16 protein-coding genes are annotated in these 20,534 nt (G+C 58.1%); 2 read left to right on the top strand and 14 right to left on the bottom strand.

Going from position 1 to position 20,534, the window contains the following annotated elements:
* On the bottom strand, positions 1 to 320 hold a 320-nt coding region (locus tag CQ13_RS45030), incomplete at its 3' end, for a hypothetical protein (RefSeq protein ID WP_210183077.1).
* A gap of 111 nt (positions 321 to 431) precedes the next feature.
* Between CQ13_RS45030 and CQ13_RS46825 the strand changes: the two genes are divergently transcribed.
* On the top strand, positions 432 to 2,852 hold the full coding sequence (locus CQ13_RS46825; protein WP_347337048.1) for a glycosyltransferase: 2,421 nt from the start codon (positions 432 to 434) through the stop codon (positions 2,850 to 2,852).
* Positions 2,853 to 3,074: 222 nt separating this feature from the next.
* Here CQ13_RS46825 and CQ13_RS20155 read toward each other — a convergent pair whose 3' ends face one another.
* The 4 genes from CQ13_RS20155 to CQ13_RS20145 form a co-directional block, all read right to left on the bottom strand.
* Positions 3,075 to 4,391: a hypothetical protein gene (locus CQ13_RS20155; RefSeq protein ID WP_197427376.1), complete on the bottom strand. Its 1,317-nt coding sequence runs from the start codon at positions 4,389 to 4,391 to the stop codon at positions 3,075 to 3,077.
* 187 nt (positions 4,392 to 4,578) lie between these two features.
* On the bottom strand, positions 4,579 to 5,703 hold the full coding sequence (locus CQ13_RS20150) for a DegT/DnrJ/EryC1/StrS family aminotransferase (RefSeq protein WP_245309243.1): 1,125 nt from the start codon (positions 5,701 to 5,703) through the stop codon (positions 4,579 to 4,581).
* Positions 5,704 to 5,717: 14 nt separating this feature from the next.
* A complete protein-coding gene (locus CQ13_RS41245) occupies positions 5,718 to 6,185 on the bottom strand; it encodes an acyltransferase (protein ID WP_082637551.1) in 468 nt (155 codons plus the stop codon).
* The gene (locus tag CQ13_RS20145; protein WP_057844581.1) at positions 6,182 to 6,724 is read right to left on the bottom strand and encodes a Gfo/Idh/MocA family oxidoreductase; all 543 of its coding nucleotides are present in this window, start codon (positions 6,722 to 6,724) and stop codon (positions 6,182 to 6,184) included. The genes CQ13_RS41245 and CQ13_RS20145 overlap by 4 nt, the downstream gene beginning before the upstream one ends.
* 352 nt (positions 6,725 to 7,076) lie before the next feature.
* Between CQ13_RS20145 and CQ13_RS20140 the strand changes: the two genes are divergently transcribed.
* Positions 7,077 to 7,943 (top strand): NAD-dependent epimerase/dehydratase family protein, encoded by an 867-nt coding sequence (locus CQ13_RS20140; RefSeq protein WP_245309242.1) that lies wholly within the window; start codon positions 7,077 to 7,079, stop codon positions 7,941 to 7,943.
* A 28-nt stretch (positions 7,944 to 7,971) separates the two neighbouring features.
* Here CQ13_RS20140 and CQ13_RS43185 read toward each other — a convergent pair whose 3' ends face one another.
* The 9 genes from CQ13_RS43185 to CQ13_RS45765 form a co-directional block, all read right to left on the bottom strand.
* Positions 7,972 to 9,165 carry a glycosyltransferase family 4 protein gene (locus tag CQ13_RS43185; protein ID WP_245309241.1) on the bottom strand — a complete coding sequence of 398 codons (1,194 nt, stop codon included), beginning with the start codon at positions 9,163 to 9,165 and terminating at the stop codon, positions 7,972 to 7,974.
* On the bottom strand, positions 9,141 to 10,070 hold the full coding sequence (locus CQ13_RS20130) for an NAD-dependent epimerase/dehydratase family protein (RefSeq protein ID WP_057844579.1): 930 nt from the start codon (positions 10,068 to 10,070) through the stop codon (positions 9,141 to 9,143). The genes CQ13_RS43185 and CQ13_RS20130 overlap by 25 nt, the downstream gene beginning before the upstream one ends.
* Positions 10,067 to 10,924 carry a class I SAM-dependent methyltransferase gene (locus CQ13_RS20125; RefSeq protein ID WP_057844578.1) on the bottom strand — a complete coding sequence of 286 codons (858 nt, stop codon included), beginning with the start codon at positions 10,922 to 10,924 and terminating at the stop codon, positions 10,067 to 10,069. Before CQ13_RS20125 ends, CQ13_RS20130 begins: the two co-directional genes overlap by 4 nt.
* Entirely contained in the window at positions 10,914 to 11,483 is a 570-nt protein-coding gene (locus tag CQ13_RS20120) for an acyltransferase (protein WP_057844577.1), read from the bottom strand. The genes CQ13_RS20125 and CQ13_RS20120 overlap by 11 nt, the downstream gene beginning before the upstream one ends.
* Positions 11,480 to 12,319: a class I SAM-dependent methyltransferase gene (locus CQ13_RS20115; RefSeq protein ID WP_197427375.1), complete on the bottom strand. Its 840-nt coding sequence runs from the start codon at positions 12,317 to 12,319 to the stop codon at positions 11,480 to 11,482. Before CQ13_RS20115 ends, CQ13_RS20120 begins: the two co-directional genes overlap by 4 nt.
* Before the next feature lie 55 nt (positions 12,320 to 12,374).
* Positions 12,375 to 13,361 (bottom strand): glycosyltransferase family protein, encoded by a 987-nt coding sequence (locus tag CQ13_RS20110; RefSeq protein WP_347337047.1) that lies wholly within the window; start codon positions 13,359 to 13,361, stop codon positions 12,375 to 12,377.
* 105 nt (positions 13,362 to 13,466) lie between these two features.
* Positions 13,467 to 15,305 carry an asparagine synthase (glutamine-hydrolyzing) gene (gene asnB, locus CQ13_RS20105; RefSeq protein WP_057844574.1) on the bottom strand — a complete coding sequence of 613 codons (1,839 nt, stop codon included), beginning with the start codon at positions 15,303 to 15,305 and terminating at the stop codon, positions 13,467 to 13,469.
* 3 nt (positions 15,306 to 15,308) lie between these two features.
* Positions 15,309 to 16,862, bottom strand: coding sequence for a lipopolysaccharide biosynthesis protein (locus CQ13_RS20100; RefSeq protein ID WP_057844573.1), 1,554 nt, complete (start codon positions 16,860 to 16,862; stop codon positions 15,309 to 15,311).
* An 814-nt stretch (positions 16,863 to 17,676) separates the two neighbouring features.
* On the bottom strand, positions 17,677 to 20,034 hold the full coding sequence (locus tag CQ13_RS45765) for a M10 family metallopeptidase C-terminal domain-containing protein (RefSeq protein WP_245309240.1): 2,358 nt from the start codon (positions 20,032 to 20,034) through the stop codon (positions 17,677 to 17,679).
* Between the last annotated feature and the right edge of the window lie 500 nt (positions 20,035 to 20,534).

Below are 20,534 nucleotides of genomic sequence, written 5' to 3'. Positions count from 1 at the left end.
CAGACGCTCCACTTATCGAGGCGGAAATTCTGTTCAGACAACCGGGACCAGCTCACTGTAACGCAAGCCATAATTCTCATATCGTTCAAATAGGCTTTCGAGCGGCCTTCCGCGAGGGACAACTCGGCGCGGAAGATTGCGGCGAAGACCAACGTTGCGCATCCCACTACTACTTTGGTCATCGCTTTTGAAGCCACCCATGTTCGGAGGGTGTGATCCAAGCTGCCGAAGCTGAATATACGACAAAGATAGCCCTTCCGAATGCCAGATGCGAGTGTGGCATTTAGCTGAGTGGCTTGCAGACAATAAGAATTACTCATAGAAGATTTCCGAGCTGTGTAGCCCCTGTTCAAGGGTCGATGCCGCCTGAAGCGGCGCCTGACCAAAACAGTCCCGGGACTACTCAGGGCAAATCAATCGATGTGAATTGGATGACTTTGGAACCCGCTGCGCCGCGCCGACGAATACTATATGTCGTCAACGAGGACTTCGCCTTCTTGCTCAATCGGCTACCGATGGCCCGAGCAGCGCGCGAAGCAGGCTTTGAGGTGCATGTAGCGACACGCGTCGATAAGGGAGCAGACGCTATTGAGGCGGAAGGCTTCACCCTGCACAAGATCCCCTTCCGACGCGGCGGATTATCACCATTTTCCGCAATTCCCACCATCGCAGCGCTTCGACGCGTTGAAAAAAAGATCAAGCCGCTGATTGTTCACCACTCCGGCCTCCAATGCTGCGTCTATGGCTCGATCGCGTCATACGGGACAGCGATCTCAATCGTAAACGCGATAACCGGACTAGGCTATATCTTTACATCAATGACTTGGAGAACGCGGCTACTTAAGCGGAGCATGGCAATGCTGCTGCCTAGGCTTCTAAATAGCGAGCAGAGCCTAGTGCTCGTTCAAAACCCGGATGATCAGTCATCCCTCGAGTCTCTTGGAATAGATCGGCAGCGCATAACTCTGATTCCCGGGTCAGGCGTCGACACTGACGTCCTACAACCGCTGCCGGAGCCCGACGGCCCAATTACAATAGGTTTTGCAGGGCGCCTCTTGAGCGACAAGGGTATCAGGGCGCTGGTAGCGGCTCATGGCATCTTGCGTGACCAGAGGCATGACATAAATCTGATAATTGCCGGTAACCCTGACCCAGCAAATCCGACTTCCGTTGGACTAGAGGAAGTGCGGGAATGGAGTCGCCGACCCGGAATTACCTGGCTCGGGCACATCGACGATATCGTTTCGCTCTGGCGACGCTGTCATTTTGCAGTGCTGCCCTCGCACCGAGAGGGCTTGCCAATGAGCCTTTTGGAAGCGGCCGCTTGCGGACGGGCCATGATTGCAGCTGATGCGCCAGGCTGTCGCGAAATCGTACTCAATGAACAGACAGGGCTCTTGGTGCCGATCGAGGATCCGTCAGCATTAGCCGGCGCCATTTTGCGCCTCGCGACCTCCTTTCCACTGCGAGCGCGTTATGGGCAGGCTGCGAGAGAGGTGGTCGTCAACAAGCTGTCAGCGAAAATTATCGGTAAGGCCATTGTCGCACTCTACGATCAGCGAGTTCTAGACCATTCCAATCGCACTTATCGAGCACCGGATACCTCGAAATTTCAGGCAGAAGCGGCGGCGCGGGCTGGACGCATTCTTCTCGTCACTCAACACTACGCACCCTTTCCCAGCGCCACGTCGGGTTACATGACCGACATTGCTAAAGCACTTGCGCTGGAAAGCGACGTAATCGTCCTGTCGGGAACTCCAAACTCCGGCTCAAAGTTGACGCCGAGGCCACACGAACCCACTGTCATCGAATTAAGAAGCTGGTGGCCGAGGAAGTCTGCGCTGGTCTCACGATCGCTCGCCGCTCTCACGTTCGCTGTGCAAGTGTTTGTTTCCGTCATCAAGCACAGCCGGCGTGACGACGCCGTTCTTTGCGTCACGACGCCGTTCACCTTGCCGTATGCCGTAACGTTAGCGGCCCGACTACGTAGGGCTTCTGTAGCGCTCATTATTCACGATTTTTATCCGGATTCACTCGTCATGGCAGGGTTTTTACGACCGGCCTCGATGGTGACGAGAACGATGCAATGGGCAAACAAGGTGATGTTTCAGAGGCTCAATGCCATCGTTACAATCGGCCGCGATATGAATTCGATACTGATGACCTACCCCCGCATGACTGAAGAGAAGATTAGTTTCATTCCGAATTGGGCGACGCTTCCGGTGCGCTATCGGGAGATCGACGCTGACAATCCCTATCGCCGCCGTTGCGGAGGCAAATTCCTGGTGGCTATGTCGGGCACCGCGGGATTTACCCACGATCCGGAATCCGTCTTCGAGGCCGCTCGAATATTGAGAGACAATGTCGGCATTCATTTTTTGCTTTCTGGCGAAGGCGTCGGCTGGACCAAACTGAAGGAAAAGCAAGCCGCTTCGCCGCTATCCAATGTGACGCTAATCGAACGTGTCCCCGAAACAGAACTTGAAACGTTCCTGTCGGCCGCTGACGTCTGGGTGATCCCATATCGCAAAAAGAATACCGGTGTGTCTGTCCCTAGCCGACTCTACAATTTGCTCGCGGTGGGGAGGCCGGTCATCATTTGCTCAGAACCAGAAGCGGAGGCCGCTATCCTCGTTCAGGAACATGATCTTGGTTGGGTGGTGGAACCCGAAATGCCCGCTTCGATTGCACAGGCCGTGACGCTTGCCGCCTCGACTGCCGGCAAGACCCCGGAGAAAGGTAGACGGGCCGCCGCAGTGGCTCCGCGGTATACAAAGCAGATTGCGCTGAGATCTTACAATGAGCTCATGGGTCGCCTTCTCGGCAAGCAGGCCGGCGTCCGAGCAAGTTGATATCGTAATGCCGACCCGTGTTGGTGTCGCAATCACCGTCCACAAAGGCATTTCCTGCCTTAGCGGCAATTTTTTCATCCAGGGAACCCGCCCTCCATTGTGAGGGCATCGTCTGTCCAGCCAAGACGCCCCTGTGAAATCGGATACTTCGCATTCTCTTAACGAACGTTGCGCTGGATCTGCTGCGCGGATGGTCACTGATGGTACAGCGAAGTCCTTAAATCAACTACAGGCGACCGGCCTTGACGACCGCGCACTCCGATTGAGAAGTCTAACTACTTTGACCAAGGCGCCCGCCAAGAGTGGGGCGAGCAGTAATCCGCTCGAGAAGATAGCAGTACTCAGTGCACTCACCAGCAGCCCAAAGATACCGACGAACGCCGCCACCATTATTGAGATGCCGAGCACCGTTTTTCCGTGCACCAGATAAATTGCATCGATCGAACGGCAAATGGCGCCCGCGATCATGCTAAAGATGATGACACCAGCGTACGAGAAATCTATCCAAGCGTCAGCAATAAACAGCGCGTTGCTGGTCGTCTCTTTGCTGTTGTGCCAGAGCTGCGACACGATTGTATATGCGGGTGTGTAATCGACTCCCATTATCATCGCTAGCGGCCGAATATTGGCGCCCCATGTGTGAGGATATCGGGAGGGGAATGTACCGAACGTTTCCAGAAGCGCTTCACTCGGCACCTCAAATATCCGGTAATAGAGGAACCCCAGCGCACCGAACTTGTCATAGGCCGATATCGTGAGTCTGACGATCACGTAAAATATCAAAATGATCGCGAACAAAACACCGGCTCCGCTGCGCCAAGTCAGTTTGTTGCGAAAGACAAGCAATCCTGCCAAGATCAATTGAACAAGAAAGAGCGCGGGGGGGGCTTTGCTCAGAGTTTCACACTTTCCGATCAAGACAGCGAAGAAAAGCAAACTCGCTGCTACAAGCAGCATCCAGGAACGGTTGACCCAACCCGAAAGAAACCCCCAAACAACCAACATCGGTGCTACCGCTCCCAAGATCAGGCGGTAGAGATAATTCGGACTGCCGCCGCTATTTAGTCGATAAGCGACCCTTTCCGCTTCATCCCCGGCAATCGACAGAAACGCTTTGATGGTCCCGATATGGTTCTCTTTGATGGATATCCATGTCAGGAATAGCGTGAGACCGCCGACAACAATCAACAATACTCGGCTGCCGCCGACGCTATCTTTCAATGGCTGCGCATTCCAGTCGGTCAGGGCAGATTGCATGACCGCGATCCGATTTGGTGTGAGGCGGTCGACAATCTCGATTCCCGCGATAACACCCGCGAACATCAATGCCATCGAGAGATTCATCGCAACAAGAATAGCATCAAAGTCCGGAGAGGCGGCCTGAATGATGCTGAAAATAACGGACTTGCCTCCCATTGAGCCGGACAGCCGGTAGATCATCATCGCCTTTTCGCCTGATGACAATATGAAGCTGAGATAAGCCGGTCCATAGATCAGCAACAACGACGCCAGCAGCATGACTGTTGCGGTCAGAAACAACCGGAGCCTCAAGCAGAGATAGACTGCCGCTCCACATATGGCCAACGCTGTGACGACATAGCTGGCTATAAGCATCGTTACCGTCCGCTAGAAGTATGTCATTCTAGCCTGCTACCGGATGAAGAAGCATGATAAGATTGCTCAGTCGGTGAAAAAAGCTTAGCAAAAACCAACTAGACGGGCATGACTAACCAAAGGCGCGGATGAGATCGACTACGGCCTTCTGCTGCTGTGCCGTGATTTCGGCGAACATCGGCAACGACAGAATGCGGCTCTGGTGCAGATAGGCATTCGGAAACTGCTCGGGGCGAAGCCCCAAACGCCGATAGGCTTCCAGAAACGGAAGCGCAATGGGATAGTTGACGGCGGTCTGCACGCCGTTTGCCTTCAAATGAGCGGCAAGCTCATCACGTTGCCGATGCTGAATGGTGTAGAGGTGATAGACGTGTGTACGACCAGGAGCGATCTGCGGCACGACGACATCCTCAATCTGACCGAGACTGCTGTCATAGACCGCAGCAGCAGCCTGCCGAGCTCGTGTCCAGCGCGGCAGATGCGGCAGCTTGGCGGATAGAATTGCGGCCTGCAGACCGTCCAAACGGCTGTTAATTCCCTCTATCCGATGTTGATGCTTCAACAGCCCGCCGTGCCGCGCCAGCATCGCCATCCTTTCAGCGAGATCGGAGCGACTGGTGACGATAGCACCAGCATCACCCATCGCTCCAAGATTCTTGCCTGGATAAAAGGAGTACGTCCCGGCATCACCAAATGTGCCGACCTGCTGGCCTTCGTACCGCGCTAAATGCGCTTGTGCACAATCCTCGATCACCCATAAGCCGTGCTTACGAGCGATTGCCATGATGGCACCCATGTCGGCGGGTTGACCGTAAAGATGGACCGGAATGATTCCAACCGTACGCGGAGTGATGGCATTTTCAATTGCTGCGGGATCTACAGTAAAAGTCTGAGCCTCTGTGTCACAAAACACCACGTTGGCGCCGGAATGAGTAATCATGGCCGAAGTGCTGATCCACGAATGTGCGGTCGTGATGACCTCGTCACCCGAATTTACCTTCAGCGCAGCCATGGCGATATAGAGTGCATCAGTGCCGTTGGCGCAAGACACGCAGTAAGGAGCATCAACGGCGTTCGCAAATGCGCTCTCGAACGCGTCCACATAACGCCCGCGAATGAACGAACTGTCACGAATGACGGCTGCGATGGCGGCGTCGATTTCCGACTTGATGTTTTCGTACTGAAGATGAAGATCGGCGTAGGGTACCGCCATCGGCAGGAACTTTCTTTCAGACATCCAATAGTGACGCGCTACGGAAGCGCCTGAATACGCCGCGCCGGATTTCCAACGTAAGATCCTGATGCTGTGATGTCCTTTGTAACGACGGCACCCGCACCGACTACCACGTCGTCGCAAATTCTGACCGGAAGAATAGTCGCGCCGGATCCAATGGAGACGCGATTGCCGATAGTTGTAGAACGCCACAACTCTTTGCGACCACCAGCCGGCCGCCCGGTGGAAAACGTGTCGTTAACGAACGTTACTCCGTGACCGATAAAGCAGTCATCGCCGATATCAACAAGCTCGCATACGAAGGCATGAGACTGAACTCGCGTGCGTGCGCCGATGCGTACACCTTTCTGGACCTCGGTGAAGGGACCGATGAAACAGTCATCTCCAATTTCGCAGCCGTAGAGATTGCAGGGCTCCACGATGCTTACACGGGCGCCGAATCGCACATCACGCACACATACGTGTCGAATCGTGGGTTCACTCACGGCAGCTCCCCAAGGCGACACAACTGCGGAACGAAATTCACCGAAACTTCTTTGCCCGTTTCAATCGACTCGTACAACGCGGATATCAGTTCGAGAATTTTGCGACCCTGTAGACCGTCAACGAGCGCGGAACTCTGGTTGTTGAGGCATTTAATGACGTGCTCGTAATACGCCTGATGACCAAAGCCGTAGACGTTTGGCGGATTGACGGAAAACTTCTCAATTACGTCTTTGTCAAGACGAAGAGCCATCGGCTTTTCGACGATAACGTGCTTGCCCGCTTTGGCCGCGGCAATGACATGAGCGGGATGCATGCCGCTGGGTGTCAGCACCGAAACCGCCTGGATATCCTTTCGGCCAAGAAAATCATCGATATCGTAGAATGCCGGCACGTTAAACTTCGCGGCAATGGCGTCAGCGCGCTCACGCACCTCGTCGCAGACCGCAACGAGCTCGGCTCCTGAGATGTGGCCGCCCCCAAGAAGATCGGAGTGGCGTTTCGCAATGCGCCCGCAGCCTAGCAAGCCAAACTTGATCACGCATCACCCTTTGCGGTTCGCGCCAAAGAGCGCCCGACGACCCATCCCAGTATCGTACGTTGTCCCAACAATTGTGCAACCACGGCCGGCACACCAGATAGCCGAAGCTGCTATCACTTTCAATATCTTGTATGTCCATGATGGATCAGTAGCCCTGTCAGGGCGTTCCCTCACCGAAACTTTCGCCATGCGGCGTCGAGCCTGCTGACGCCGGCCATCGATAAGTCGTTCTTGAGCCGTTGGAGAAAGACTCGACTGATTTGCATCGCTTTGAATACTGGCGCTAATGCTTTATGAATGCGAGAACTCATCCTGCGCCCAATTATTTGGGGTTCGAGAGCGAGTAGGCTAGGTGGACGCGAAAACAGATTCGAAACAGGCGAAAAGCCTGGTGATAGGCGCCACCGGGGTCACGGGTGGTTATATCGTTGAGCACCTCGTCCGCGGCGGACAGCGACCGCTTGCTATCTCCAGATCCCGGCAAGCCAGAGCTGGCGTTGACTGGTTCCAAGGGGATCTAAAGAATCCTGAGGCATTCCGGCTTCCCCCATTTGCGACACTATACTGCACAGCAAGCGCGATCCTGTTGCCGACGGCGCTTCCGTACCTTTTCAATCCCTTATTGAAGCGAGTCGTTGTCTTCAGTTCGACCAGCATCATAACAAAAATTGATAGTGAAATCGTCTCTGAGCGAGAGACCCTAAAGAAACTCGCTGAGGCAGAGCGAGAAATCGCCGCACTTTGTGATCAAAGCAACGTTGGTTGGACGATATTGCGTCCGACGCTCATTTATGCCGAAGGTCGAGATCGCAATATTACGCCGTTGTCGAAGCTTATCCGTAGATTTGGCTTTATGCCTATTGTCGGCGGAGGGCGAGGCTTGCGGCAACCGGTGCACGCGGAGGATCTGGCGATCGGAGCCATTTCCGCCGCATCCAGTCCGGCCGCAGCCAGAAAGGTCTATTCCTTGCCTGGCGGTGAAACTCTTACTTACCGCGAAATGATCGGCCGAATTTTTGACGGGCTGCGGCTGCCGCGGCGTACTGTTTCAATATCGCCTTTCTGGTGGAGGGCGGCCTTTATCATTGCAAAACCACTTTTTCCCGGCGCAAACGCGGCAATGGGCACCCGAATGACGAAAGATATGGCGTTCGATTCCACCCCCGCGCGAGAAGACTTCGGTTGGAATCCAAGAATGTTCAATCCGGTTTTTGACTAAGACTGCCCCCGATCCTGCAGCGAAGTTTTCAGGATGGCGAAACCTGCATGGCTCGATGAATTGTGTTGGCAAAATCCGCCGCAAATGCTGCGACTCGGTACTCCTGATGCGGGACGACCTTACGAACCACTGAAACTTGAGAATCCTGCGACGCGCCTACGAGGTGATCGGCCAGGGTCGCGGGATCATCCGTCCCGAAATAGCTCGCCGTATCGTTGGTCTGTTCGCGGTGGACGTCAAGATCAGACAGTATCATCGGCACGCCAAACGATTTCGCCTCCTCGACGGTTGTGCTCCATCCCTCCGATCGGGACGGATTTATCAGCGCGGTGCACGCCCGCAGCAATGCGTAAACATGCGAAAGCGGAATCAGTCCCAGATGACGGAAGCGCTTTTCGAGCCCGCGACTTCGGACGCCCGCCATGACCTCATCGAAATAGCCTCGCTCGCGCCGATCTTCGGTGCTGCCCGAGGCGCACACGACCGTGTCGAACCCTCGCTCCGCCAGGATGGCCAGCGCATCGACGACCACCTGGTGATTCTTGTGCGTGTAGAACTGATTTGGCAGGTAGAAATACTTTTCAGGCAACTGATATTGCGCAACGATCTCAGCAGGATTTGCGGTCAGGAACGCCGGCGACGGCCCGGTTGCGAAACGAACCACACAGACCTCGTTCTTCGCTCCGGGATAGAACTTCCGGAAGTCGCGATGCGAGCTTTCGCTGCTCAGCATGACGGTGCGCCCGGATGCGATCTGCATTCGGAAGCCGGCTTCGCGACGCCACCGCGCCGCCGCCGGAAAAAGCTGCGGCAATCGTCGATGCTGAAAATCGGGAAACCATGCTACTGCGGGATAAGGCAGTCGCCAGCCAAAGAAGCGGGCAGCTTCGAAGATGGCATCGACGCGATGCGTCCGGAATTCCGCCACCGCCTCCCGGTCCAATCCCCACGCCAGCGCGGCAGCTAGACCGGCACGACCGTCGAACGCCGCCGATCGCACCACCTCCACACCAGGTATCGCGGCAAGCGGCGCAAGCTCGGCATCATCGTCACCGGACCCGGCAAACAGGATAGGCGCAAACTCGCCGGTGCGGAACTTGCTCAGCGCCTGAAATAGATTGCTTTGATAGTTGTAACCGCCGGCCCAGAGCCTGCGGGGAATATGCGTAAAAGCGAGACGCAGCGGCGCCCCCTCGTTCACCGGCTCTGACCCTTGAACCACGAGACATAGTCCGCAAAGCCCTGTTCAGCCGGGATCGTCCAGTCGAAGGGCAAAGCGCGGAGCGTTGCGTCGTCCGCCAGCAGACTTGACGGATCGCCGGCGCGTACAATGCCCGAATATCGTACCGATACGGTTCCGCCCCAGTATTCTGCAAGCATGGTAGCAACCCGTGCCACCGTCGTTCCAAGACCGGAGCCAGCGTTGATCACTTGAAAGGTCTCTGTCTGCGGCGTTCCGCCGATCACGGCCAACAGCCGGGCGACGTCGCGAACATCGGTCCAGTCCCGCACCTCCTCACCTGTTCCTCCCAACACCAGATTCCGCTCACCAGCTTGCAAGCGGGAGCAGATGTCCCATGGCAATTGCTTGCGCAAGCTTGGGCCGTAGACCGAGAACAGCCGCGCCACCGTGCTGCGTATGCCAAAGGTGACGGCATAGCTTCGGCAGAGTTGCTCCATCATCAGCTTGTGCTGCCCATAAGGCGACATCGGAAGCGTTGCGGCATCCACCGCAATCGCTCCCCCATGACCGTCTCCATAGACTGCCGCGCTCGACGCGACAATCAAGCGACAATCCCTGGCGGCACCGCGGAGCCACTCCAGCAGTCTGGCCGTGCTCGTAACGGTGCGCGAAAAATCCTCAAACGGCTGCGCGATCGACAACCCGACCGACGACCCGCCGGCCAGATGGAAAATCGTCGACGGCAGTCCGGAGTGCTCCGCAAGCGCGTTGAGATTGGCCGCATCGATTTCGCCGTTCAGCCAATGCCCGAGACCGATGCGATGCCTTTCGGCGTCGCCGATCGCGCCGTGACCGATGCCATGAACGCGATAGCCCCGATCGGCCATCACTCGAACGAGATGCCGGCCAATGAAGCCATTGGCGCCGGTAACCCAGATGATCATGACTGCGCCTTGTGACAGACAAACGAGTAAAGTCGGCCGGGCCGGTTGTCAAAGCGCTCTGCCATCGAAAGCAGCGAGGTGAGGACGCTCCTGGAAGCGAGCGCGGCGCGCCAAATGGGCCTGACCGGAACCTTGTCCGTCAATCTCTCCACGACGGTCGCCCGCAGCGTCTCGATTGTATGGGGAAACAGATTGATCGGGCTCTTGAGCGGCGACAGCACCTCGATCGCAGCAAACCCCGCATTCCTCAACGCGCCGATATATCGATCGAGAAGATACGCGTGCTCGCCGCCATAGAGGTGATGCAGGGGATGTTGATCGAGGAATGCTCCGAGATCGGATTCCCTGCTGATCACGTGTTCGCGCGCGGCAATGAGCATTCCTCCGGGGCGAAGCACGCGGAACATTTCCCGGCAGGCGCTGTCGAGATCGCGCATATGGTGCAGCACGGCCCGCGCGAACACGACATCGAACACGCCGTCAGCGAACGGGAGACGCTCGGAAAACTCCTCGACCACCTCGATCGGCAAGCCAGCCTCGGCCGCAAGCCCGCGGATCGCCGCCGTCCCGACCACGCCGCTGGGGTCAGGCTCGAGCGCAGTGACCACAAATCCGCTTCGCGCCAGCGCGTAGCTCGCAATTCCGCGCCCGGCGCCGACGTCGAGCGCCTTGCCGGTCCGATTCTCCAAAAACTTCGAAACCGCCTGCCATTCGGCACTGGCAAAATAACGCTTGGCCGCATCGATCAAAGGGTCGTCATAGAACGCGTCGAGCACAAGCTGACGTTGGTCCGGTTGGTTGCGCAGCCAAACCACGGCATCTTCCCACGTCGTGAATTTCTGCTCACCTTTCATCAGGTGGAATCTCCCTGATGCGCTCCGCCGGATTTCCTGCCACGATGGAAAAGGCCGGGACATCCTTGGTGACGACGGCGCCGGCTGCCACAACGCCGCCCTTACCCACCGTCACCCCGCGCAGGACCATTGCGCCGGCGCCGATCCAGGCATCGTCGCAGATCGTCACCGGGCTCTCGTCGAGCGAGATTTCGCGCGGATGGCCGCGGGTGAAGATTTGCCTGATCTGTTCGTGCCGTTTCGCCGCCCGAAGTGGATGGGTGAGGTTGTCGAATATATTGACAGAGTGCGAGATCAGAACGCGATTGCCGATGACGATGGAAGCGCCCGACCAGATCCGACTATCTTCTCCGACATAACACCACTCGCCGATCTTGATCTCTCCGCCGTGCGCGAACGTCAAGAGCTCTCCCAGGATACGACTATGTTGGCCGACGACGATCTTGTCCGTATCGCCCCGGATGTTTCTGATCCTTGCCCGAGAGCCGAGCACGGCGTCGCGCTGCAACCGGCAGGTCGCTCGCCCGATCAGCCGCTGAATCAGGTAATCGACGTTCATGCTGTTAACTGTAGGCACGCCACAGCGCGTGACGATGCCGCCAGGTCATCGCCCCATCCCTTGCCCGTATGGACGTCATATACTGTTGCGTTCCCAAGCGCTGCGGCCGATTGCCGGGACCAGCCATCGCGCGAATATCCGAAATAGTCGATCTGGTGCGACGATGGACCAAAGGTCTCCACGATCTTTTCGACCATGGCTCGGTCGAAAACCTGATACCAGCCGAGGTTATCGCGCTTGCCAAATGGCACCGAGATAAGGCAATTGCCACCGGGCTTGAGAATGCGCTTGAACTCCTTGACGGCCGGGACAAAGCCATCTTGATCGGATTCCGCATCCTCCGGTTTTCCCGTATAGAGCATCCTGTTATCCAGGCCAATATGTTCGATCGTCGAGATGCTGGCGATCGTGTCGAACACACGATCGGCAAACATCGTATTCCTGAGATCGCCGAACACGTACGAATACCCCTCATGCCAATAACAGCGCTTTTCCGGCGCCAGGGTCATGATGGTGAGATCGGCGCCCCGCAACGGAGGGCGACGCAGGAGAAAGTCGTGATTGAAGGTCGAGCCGGCATCGAGCATGGTGCCGACTTTGGACAATCGCGAGAACAGCCAGGGATACTCCACCACCCTTTCGTCCATGGCGAGGCCATAGCCGCGCGGCAGCTCTTTCCCGTCGCGAAGCAGGCCGCTGTCGATCGCCGACATGATGATCCCGCGCTTCACCGTCTGATAGCCTGGACCGAAGGGCCGCGGCCGCATCTTGAACACGGGCGCGGCTGCTCCATCGAGCAGCCACTTTACCCCATAAATAAGCCTGTCCGTACGCATCATCGACGCCCAATCAACCGCTCCGTCCGCCCGCTATGCAGCCGCTCTAGCACGGCTAGACCCCGGCGACGAGATCGCCAAACTGTTTCCACTGCGAAGCCTTGCTGTAGGTCTCCGCAACCCGGGTCCTTCCCCGCCCCGCCATTTCGGCCGATTCCGGCCAATCTCGCAGGCACCTTGAAATGACTTCGGTCACCTCCCGCGGCGAGCCGTACGTCTCCATCGTCACTCCTGGTTCCATTGCATCCGGATAACCGCCGACGTCGGATACCAGCAGTGCGCCGCACCCCATGGCCTCGAAGCAGCGCATATTTCCCCTATCGGTGCCCGCCATGTCGATGGCGCCGTTGAGCACGATCTTCGACGATCCGATCAGTTCGTAAAACTGCCTGCCGAACACCGGCGGCTCTGCAATCCTGGCGATGGCATCGGGGCGCCGGTGCTTTTGCAACGGCAGCCAAGCGCCGATGGAGCTTTCGGCGAGCCTGGTCAGCCGCGAAGCGTCGAGACGATAGACGACCCGGCGCGTGCCCGCTAGGCTCGCCACCTGTTCGAGCGTCTTGGCACGCGCGGTGTGGTGTCGTGAATAGCCGCCCACAAAAAGTACGTCGATCGTACGCTCGCCGTGACCATACTCATCCATCAAAGGGTCCAGTGCCGGAAAAAACAGTTCTGCCCGGCAACCTCTCTGACGCCAAGATTCAAGGATTGAGGGAAAGTTTCCGAGCACCGCGCCATAGGCCGTCAGATCGGCGTTTCCTGATGGCGCGGCACGCCAGCAAAATGTCTTTCTGACACAGCCGGGCAGCTTGCTGACGAACGCGCTGGGATAGCGCACGGGATCAAGATTGTAGAAAACCTCGGTCCGGTGATGTTCGATCTGGGCAAGTAATATGGTCTCGAGCGTCGGCTTGCCCGGAAGTCCCTGCTCCCGCGCCCAGTGACGCTGCAGGATTTCATCGTCGCCATTGGTGAAGAACGCCTCGGGTTCCTGCTCGAGCACCGGCTTTAGAAAATGCAGCGCGCCAAAGCGGTCGTCCATGAAGATGCGACGACGCTCTGCGAAACTCGAAGCTTTCGCCGCGAGCTGGTTCAGGTGCGCGAGATAGGACGGGTATAGCCCACTGTTTTGAAACAAGCGCATCGCTCACGCAGACCTCATCAGCATCCATTTCATGTTGAGATACGGCCAGATGCGGCCGACCGATTCCCAATCCCACTGTTTCGAGGAGGTCAGATGGCCAACGGTCCGGCGCAAGCGTTCCTCATCCACCATTTCGGCAAACGCCGGCACCTTCTGGTCGAGCAAACCCGCGGTCCAGCCGGCCAGAGGCCCGTTCAACCATTCGGGCATCGGCGAATTGAATCCGACCTTTCGGCGTCCCATCCGAATGGACTCCGGCATCAGGTTAGCCATCGCCTTTCGTGCAATGACCTTGGTATAGCCATTCGATGACTTGCTGGATTCCGGCAACGCCATCGCATAGGTGACCAGACGCCAGTCCATGAACGGCATGCGGACCTCAATGCCGTGGGCCATTGACAGGCGGTCGAAGTTTCGCAGGATGGTCGGCAGCACGGTGCTGTGAAACATCCGGTAGAGCCGTCGGTTCAATGCACCCCAGTCCCGCGGCAGCACGTCGTCTTCTCCGACCAGCGAAAGCTCCGCCGGGATATCGCGCAGACCGCCACGCAGGAAATAGTTTCCCTGACGCCGGATCATCAGCGCCCGCAACAGATCGGTGCCTCGCCGCGCCGGTGCCGAACTGGAAGCAAATCCAGCGAGCAGGTTTCGTATCCAGAACGCTCCCGCTTGGCCCTCCTGAAGATAGGCCCCCATCAACTCGTCCGCGCCATGGCCGTCCAGCGACACTGTCACGTTGTGACGCCTGAGTTCTCGATAGATCAACCATGCCGCGCTTGGAAGTCCGATATAGACGTCATCATTGTCGTCCAGGATCTGGTCGAGTTCGGTCAGCGCGTCGGCCCGCCCAATCTCGAGGAAGGTCGGCACGACATCGGCCCACGCCGCCGCCTCCTCCGCCATCGGCCGCTCGTCATTTGAGGCGCCGGGAAACGTCGCCACAAAAGCGTGGCGCCACGAGGTGCTGTCCCGCGGACCCATGCCGGCCTTTTCGTGCGCGGCCATGGTGCAGATCACAGCCGACGAATCGAACCCTCCCGATAGACAGGTCCCGATCGGTACGTCGCTGCGCATCCGAAGCGCGACCGCGTCCTGGAACAGTTCGCGAAAGCGTTCCACCTGTTGGGCTTCGGAGTTCGGGACCACCGGCAGGTGATCCACCGTCCGCCACCAACGCCGGACCTCCAATTTGCCCTGGCGCAGCCACATGCAATGTCCGCCCTGAAGGCGGCGCACCTCCCGGCAAAGGGTCCGTTCGCTTCCTTCGATTCCGAAGGCATCAAGCATAAGCCGCCGCGCCACGTCGATATCCAACGACACGTTGATCAGGCCGCTTCCCGCCAATGCGCGCTGTTCGGATGCGAAGACAAAGCGCTCGGATGTGAGCGCATACAACAGCGGCTTGATGCCGAAGCGGTCGCGCGCCAGGAACAGTTCTTCGGTCTTGGTGTCGTAGATCGCCAGCGCCCACATTCCGTTGAAGCGCGTCAGCATGCCTTCCCGCCACGCTTGCCATGCGGCCAGAATGACCTCGGTATCGGACTGGCTGCGGAAGATTGCCCCCTGCGCCTCAAGCTCGCGCCGCAGTTCGAGGAAGTTGTAGACCTCGCCGTTGAACACGATTACATAGCGGCCGTCGGCGGAGACCATCGGCTGAAAGCCTCCCTCGCCAGGATCGATGATGGCCAGCCTGCGGTGGCCGAACGCCAAATTGCGGTTCGCGCTGAACCAGCTTCCCTCGCCAAAGGGTCCGCGATGCGCGAGGAGATTCGTCAGTCGCGAGATTTCCGACGGTTCGACCGCGTTGCCGCGGAGGTTTATGATGCCCGCAATTCCGCACATTTCTCAGGTCGCCTTTAGCGGCAGAAAGCGACTGGCGACAAGGCGAAGATCACGCCAGCAGGCCGCGCCGTAGGGACCGGCCCGTGAGACCGCGACCGCGACGACGAAGATGATGCCAGCCGCCAGCAGATAACAGCTCCCCACGTACCACCAGCCAATTGCCTGGTCGAGTTGCGCATTACGGAAGCCATATCGCAACGCCAGCGCGATTGCGATGCCGACACCAATCGGCATCAACACGAAGTGGGTCAGACGCAACCGCATACCGGCGAGGCCGAAATGCCGGCGCAGCAAGATCACGACGGTGACCATTTGAGTGATCATGCCGATGCAGGCGCTCCAGCCTGCCGCCTGCCATCCGAAATACGGCAAAGCGATCGCACTGGTCGCTACCGTGAACACGCCCGTGAGCAATGAGATCACGGCATTCGAACTCGATCGCCCTTGCGCCAGAAGATAGAAAGCAAAGACATTCGAGCTCGACCCAAGGATGCCGGCGATCGACAGTATCACCAGCACACGCTGGGCCTCGGCAGCCACTTCGGCGCCGGTCCACAGATGAAGCAACGGGCCGGCGACGGGGATAAGGCCGCCAAGCGCACTCGCGGCGAGCACATTGAGTATCCAGGACGAGCGGAACAGGAGATCGGCTTTGCGATCGTCAGTCTCCTTCTGCAGAGCGCTGAAGAACGGGAAGAGAATTTCGCCGACCTTCAGGACGCCGATATACACCGCCTCCTCCAGCCGCTGCGCAATCGTATAAAAGCCGACAAATTGCGGCTGCAGCAAAGCTCCGAGCAAGTAACGATCCGCCTGTGCGGCAATGAGCGCGCCACTCTGTGCGGCCAGTTGCCAGCCACCCAGCTTGACGAGGTTGCCGAGCGACCCGCGATCGATCGTCGGGCGCGCGAGCCACTCGCCTATGACACGTCGGGACCATGCGAAGGCCAGAACAAGGCTCGTTGCAAAACCCAACGATTGACAGCCGAGAAACGTCGAGGCTTGAGGCCAGCGCGGAATCAACAACAGCATGGAACTTGTTGCAACCACGGTACTGATGATGCTGATCGAAGCAACCCTTCGATAGTCCTGGCGCGCCGTGAACAAGGCCAGGAAGACAGCGGACAGGCACTGGCACAGCCACCCGGCACTGGCCAGCACAAATGCGAGTCCCAGATCATCCGCGGACGGTCCGCTCAAATGGAATCCGATGCGCGCAAGCGGTGCGCCGGCCAAGGCCAAGATCGTCACAATCGCGCCGCCGGTTGCCAATGCCAGCATTGCCGCCGTCGCGAACATTCGTCGCGCATCGTGGCGCTCCGACGGCTCCAGCCGCAGGGCGAGCTCCCGGGTCGTCGACAATGCAAGAGCGTTGCTGAATGCCAGCGCGGGCGCAACACATGCCGTGACGAGCCCAGCGACGCCGAACGCAGCGACACCGAGGCGAAACACCACGAACGGAAGAACCAGGAGGTTGAGCGCCACGGCGACCGCAAAGGCGATTGCGTTCCAGGCAGAATTACCCAGCAAGTCGGTCGGATTTTTTTTCAATCGCATATCGGCTTCAGGCCACCACGCATTGCTTGACTTGCTCGCCAGTGGAGAGCCGCAACCTCCTTGAGGCGCGTGGCTCAGCCGCCCGAGGCCAAGGAACATGCCGTGAAGCTCTCACTGCCGGCTTGGCCAAAACCCGAGTCGTCCGCTGATTGTTTGATTTGCGCCACCTTGACTATCTACAGGAGCGGCTAGAGAGCCGCAATGCGCGCCTCGCAAGTAATTGAAATACCAAGGTTAATGTATGAGATTCTGTCAAGGAGACGCGCGCGCAAGTTAATACCGCCCCGCACCAGGGTCGACGAAAGCGCGGGACGAGTCTGCAGAACTACTCTGCGGCGAGTACACTCACTCCAGCAATCGAAATCGGCACGCATTTAGAACCGACCTTGATATCTCGGTCCTTAGCGGCACCGGCGGACTTCTAGCAGTCTCGGAGCATCCTAGGAGATTTGTCGCGAAACCCGACCCCTGACTCACTCGATCAGGAAGTTGCCGTTGGTCAAGTTCAAATGTGTAGCCAGAAGCGAACAATTGCCGTGGGCCACTGCCGTCGGCATCGTAAGATAGTGCGCCGGTATCGACATTGTAGATGATCCGATCGTTTGCGCCGATGGCCCGCGATGTGAAGGCTGCTTCGGTGTCGCCGCTGCGGTCCGCGTGCGCCGCTCCTCCATCATTCGTTGCAGGCTCTTCAGCCGGTGTCATCGTGCGCCCCGGTCTTGGGCAGGTGTGACCATAGCATCAACGATGCTCAATGGACTTAGCGTTGGCCGTTTACCCGGCAGACATCGATTCTTCTCCGCCGGCTCGATGCCTAGCATATATGGCCAGAAGCGCGCGCCAGATCAACCAATCGCAACCAAAGAATAGTCGAACTTGCGTCGCAAGTGCTCACGCGGAATAGCACCAATTCCAACCGAGATGTGGGGCGGACTGCTCTGCAAATGCAGTCAGACAAGAACATGAAACTCGTGCCAGGCGCCCCAGTTGGTGCCGTCAAAAGCACGCACCCACAGATCGTCCGGACCCGAGCCGCTCTGGAAGCTGGTGCGGATAATTGCGCCGCGGTTACGTCAATGTTCTGGTTCGTGCCCTGCGCGACGCCACCAACCACAAAATGTCCGCTCGAAGGGTCGCTGGTCGAATCCCAGAATTGATATTTCGTAATGGCATCGCCGTCGGCATCGGTCACGCTGAACAGACCGGTCACGGCAATATTCTGGTTATGCATCGCCGTGAAGTCGGCAGCCGTCACAACAGGCGCCTGATTGATCGGTGCGTTGACGTGGAATTCCTTCCAGGCGCTCCAGTTGGTGCCGTCAAAAGCACGCACCCACAGATCGTCCGAACCAGAGCCGCTCTGGAAGCTGGTCGCGGACAACTGCGCTGCTGCCACGTCAATGTTCTGGTTCGTGCCCTGCGCGACGCCACCAACCACAAAATGCCCGCTCGAAGGGTCGCTGGTCGAATCCCAGAATTGATATTTCGTAATGGCATCGCCGTCGGCATCGGTCACGCTGAACAGACCGGTCACGGCAATATTCTGGTTATGCGTCGCCGTGAAGTCGGCAGCCGTTACAACAGGCGCCTGATTGATCGGTGCGTTGACGTGGAATTCCTTCCAGGCGCTCCAGCTGGTGCCGTCAAAAGCACGCACCCACAGATCGTCCGAACCCGAGCCGCTCTGGAAGCTGGTCGCGGACAATTGCGCTGCTGTTACGTCAATGTTCTGGTTAGTGCCCTGAGCGACGCCACCAACCACAAAATGCCCGCTCGAGGGATCGCTGGTCGAATCCCAGAATTGATATTTTGTAATGGCATCGCCGTCGGCATCGGTCACGCTGAACAGACCGGTCACGGCAATATTCTGGTTATGCGTCGCCGTGAAGTCGGCAGCCGTTACAACAGGCGCCTGATTGATCGGTGCGTTGACGTGGAATTCCTTCCAGGCGCTCCAGCTGGTGCCGTCAAAAGCACGCACCCATAGATCGTCCGAACCCGAGCCGCTCTGGAAGCTGGTCGCGGACAATTGCGCTGATGTTACGTCAATGTTCTGGTTAGTGCCCTGAGCGACGCCACCAACCACAAAATGCCCGCTCGAGGGATCGCTGGTCGAATCCCAGAATTGATATTTTGTAATGGCATCGCCGTCGGCATCGGTCACGCTGAACAGACCTGTCACGGCAATATTCTGGTTATGCATCGCCGTGAAGTCGGCAGCCGCTACAACAGGCGCCTCATTGAGAAACATCGAACTCGCGAATATGCCGTCTGCAAAAGCGAAACTCTCGACTGCAACCGCCGTATCGATGCCATCGAGAGTGCCGGCACGTCGATCCGATATCGTAAACATCTCAGCACTTAAACTAAAGCTGATCAGATAGTCTGACAGCAATCCAGAAAACACGACGGTGTCAAAGCCGGCACCACCGATCAAGGTGTCGACGCCGACACCGCCGATCAGCCTGTCATTGCCGGCGCCGCCGATCAGCGTATCGTTGCCGCCGCTGCCCGACAGCGTACAGCCCGTGTCGCTTGCCGTCAGCCTGTCGTTGCCGCTGCCGCCGATGGCCTTCTCGATGACTGCGCTGAGCGCGATCCCGATGTTGTTGACGAGGCCGCCTATCGAGGAGAAGGCGCCGGAGTGCAGGTCGATGGTCTGGGCCGACGAATAGCCGGAGCAATCGAGCGTGTCGTTGCCGCCGCTGTCATAGATCGTCAGCGCCGGCGCCGAAGTGTAGTTGCCGAAGTTGAAGACCGCGCCCGCATTGCTGCTGAAGCCATAGACGGTGTCGCCGGTTCTGGTCGAGGTCGCCGCCCCGTAGATCGAAGCCATGGCGTAGATGTCAGCCATCTGCGGCGTGACCACGTAGCGGTACGAGCTCCCGGAATAATTGTGCTCGCCGAAATACGACATGATCGAATATTGCCAGGTGTCGTTGGCATAGATCGCATTGGTCGAATACGACGCGCTGCCGTTGTAGGGCCCCTGGTGGCCAAGCCCGAGCGCATGGCCGATTTCGTGGATGTAGGTCTGGTAGGCGTAGCTATCGATGCCGGTCTTGCCGTCGTTGGCGCCGCCGTCGGTGGTGACCCAGTCGGTGCTGATGTTGATGATCTGGTAAGAGATCGCGCCGTTCCCGGACCACTGGCCACTGCTATAGGCCTGCATCGTGCCGTTGTGGGTGAACGTGAGGTTCGCGGAGCCGGAGGTCTGGACGAAGCTGATGTTGGCAACGTCAGACCATGCCTGCAGCGCCGATAGCGCGAGGAACTGCTCCGCCGAATTCAGGCCGTTGATATTGAAGGTGATGGTGTTGGAAGCCCAGTGATGGGCGACGTTGTTGTTGTCTTGCCAAAAGCCGTTGACGAGGTAGTTGGCGAGCGTCGCGATCGACGCGACCGGCTTCGCGGCATATACCTCGCCGCTGGACACGCTGGCGGCGTCTAGCGCCAGCGGGTAAGGCTCGCCGTCGTCGCCAAACTCATTGTCCTGCGCCCCATCATGCTGAAGCGCGCCCTCGCCCGCCCCCGACGCGAACCGCTGGAAGGCCCAGATCTCATCGGAAAGCAGGTCATTCTTCTTCATCGATCAGGCCTGTCAGCAGGTCGTTCGGATTCGCGAGAATCGCAAAGGCACGCGGAAGGCTAGAATCGCCTTCATTAACGCTT

It is taken from the genome of Bradyrhizobium retamae (assembly GCF_001440415.1).
GTDB lineage: Bacteria > Pseudomonadota > Alphaproteobacteria > Rhizobiales > Xanthobacteraceae > Bradyrhizobium > Bradyrhizobium retamae.
The sequence above is the reverse complement of the archived record's forward strand: the minus strand, read 5'-3'. Positions and strand labels throughout refer to the sequence as shown.

What these genes read in the sequence shown, in the direction of transcription:
- CQ13_RS46825 (WP_347337048.1), top strand. Translation starts at nt 432, where the DNA reads ATGACTTTGGAACCCGCTGCGCCGCGCCGACGAATACTATATGTCGTC.
- CQ13_RS20150 (WP_245309243.1), bottom strand. Translation starts at nt 5,703, where the DNA reads ATGTCTGAAAGAAAGTTCCTGCCGATGGCGGTACCCTACGCCGATCTT.
- CQ13_RS20130 (WP_057844579.1), bottom strand. Translation starts at nt 10,070, where the DNA reads ATGATCATCTGGGTTACCGGCGCCAATGGCTTCATTGGCCGGCATCTC.
- CQ13_RS20125 (WP_057844578.1), bottom strand. Translation starts at nt 10,924, where the DNA reads ATGAAAGGTGAGCAGAAATTCACGACGTGGGAAGATGCCGTGGTTTGG.
- CQ13_RS20120 (WP_057844577.1), bottom strand. Translation starts at nt 11,483, where the DNA reads ATGAACGTCGATTACCTGATTCAGCGGCTGATCGGGCGAGCGACCTGC.
- CQ13_RS20115 (WP_197427375.1), bottom strand. Translation starts at nt 12,319, where the DNA reads ATGCGTACGGACAGGCTTATTTATGGGGTAAAGTGGCTGCTCGATGGA.
- CQ13_RS20110 (WP_347337047.1), bottom strand. Translation starts at nt 13,361, where the DNA reads ATGGACGACCGCTTTGGCGCGCTGCATTTTCTAAAGCCGGTGCTCGAG.
- asnB (WP_057844574.1), bottom strand. Translation starts at nt 15,305, where the DNA reads ATGTGCGGAATTGCGGGCATCATAAACCTCCGCGGCAACGCGGTCGAA.
- CQ13_RS20100 (WP_057844573.1), bottom strand. Translation starts at nt 16,862, where the DNA reads ATGCGATTGAAAAAAAATCCGACCGACTTGCTGGGTAATTCTGCCTGG.
- CQ13_RS45765 (WP_245309240.1), bottom strand. Translation starts at nt 20,034, where the DNA reads ATGCAGGCCTATAGCAGTGGCCAGTGGTCCGGGAACGGCGCGATCTCT.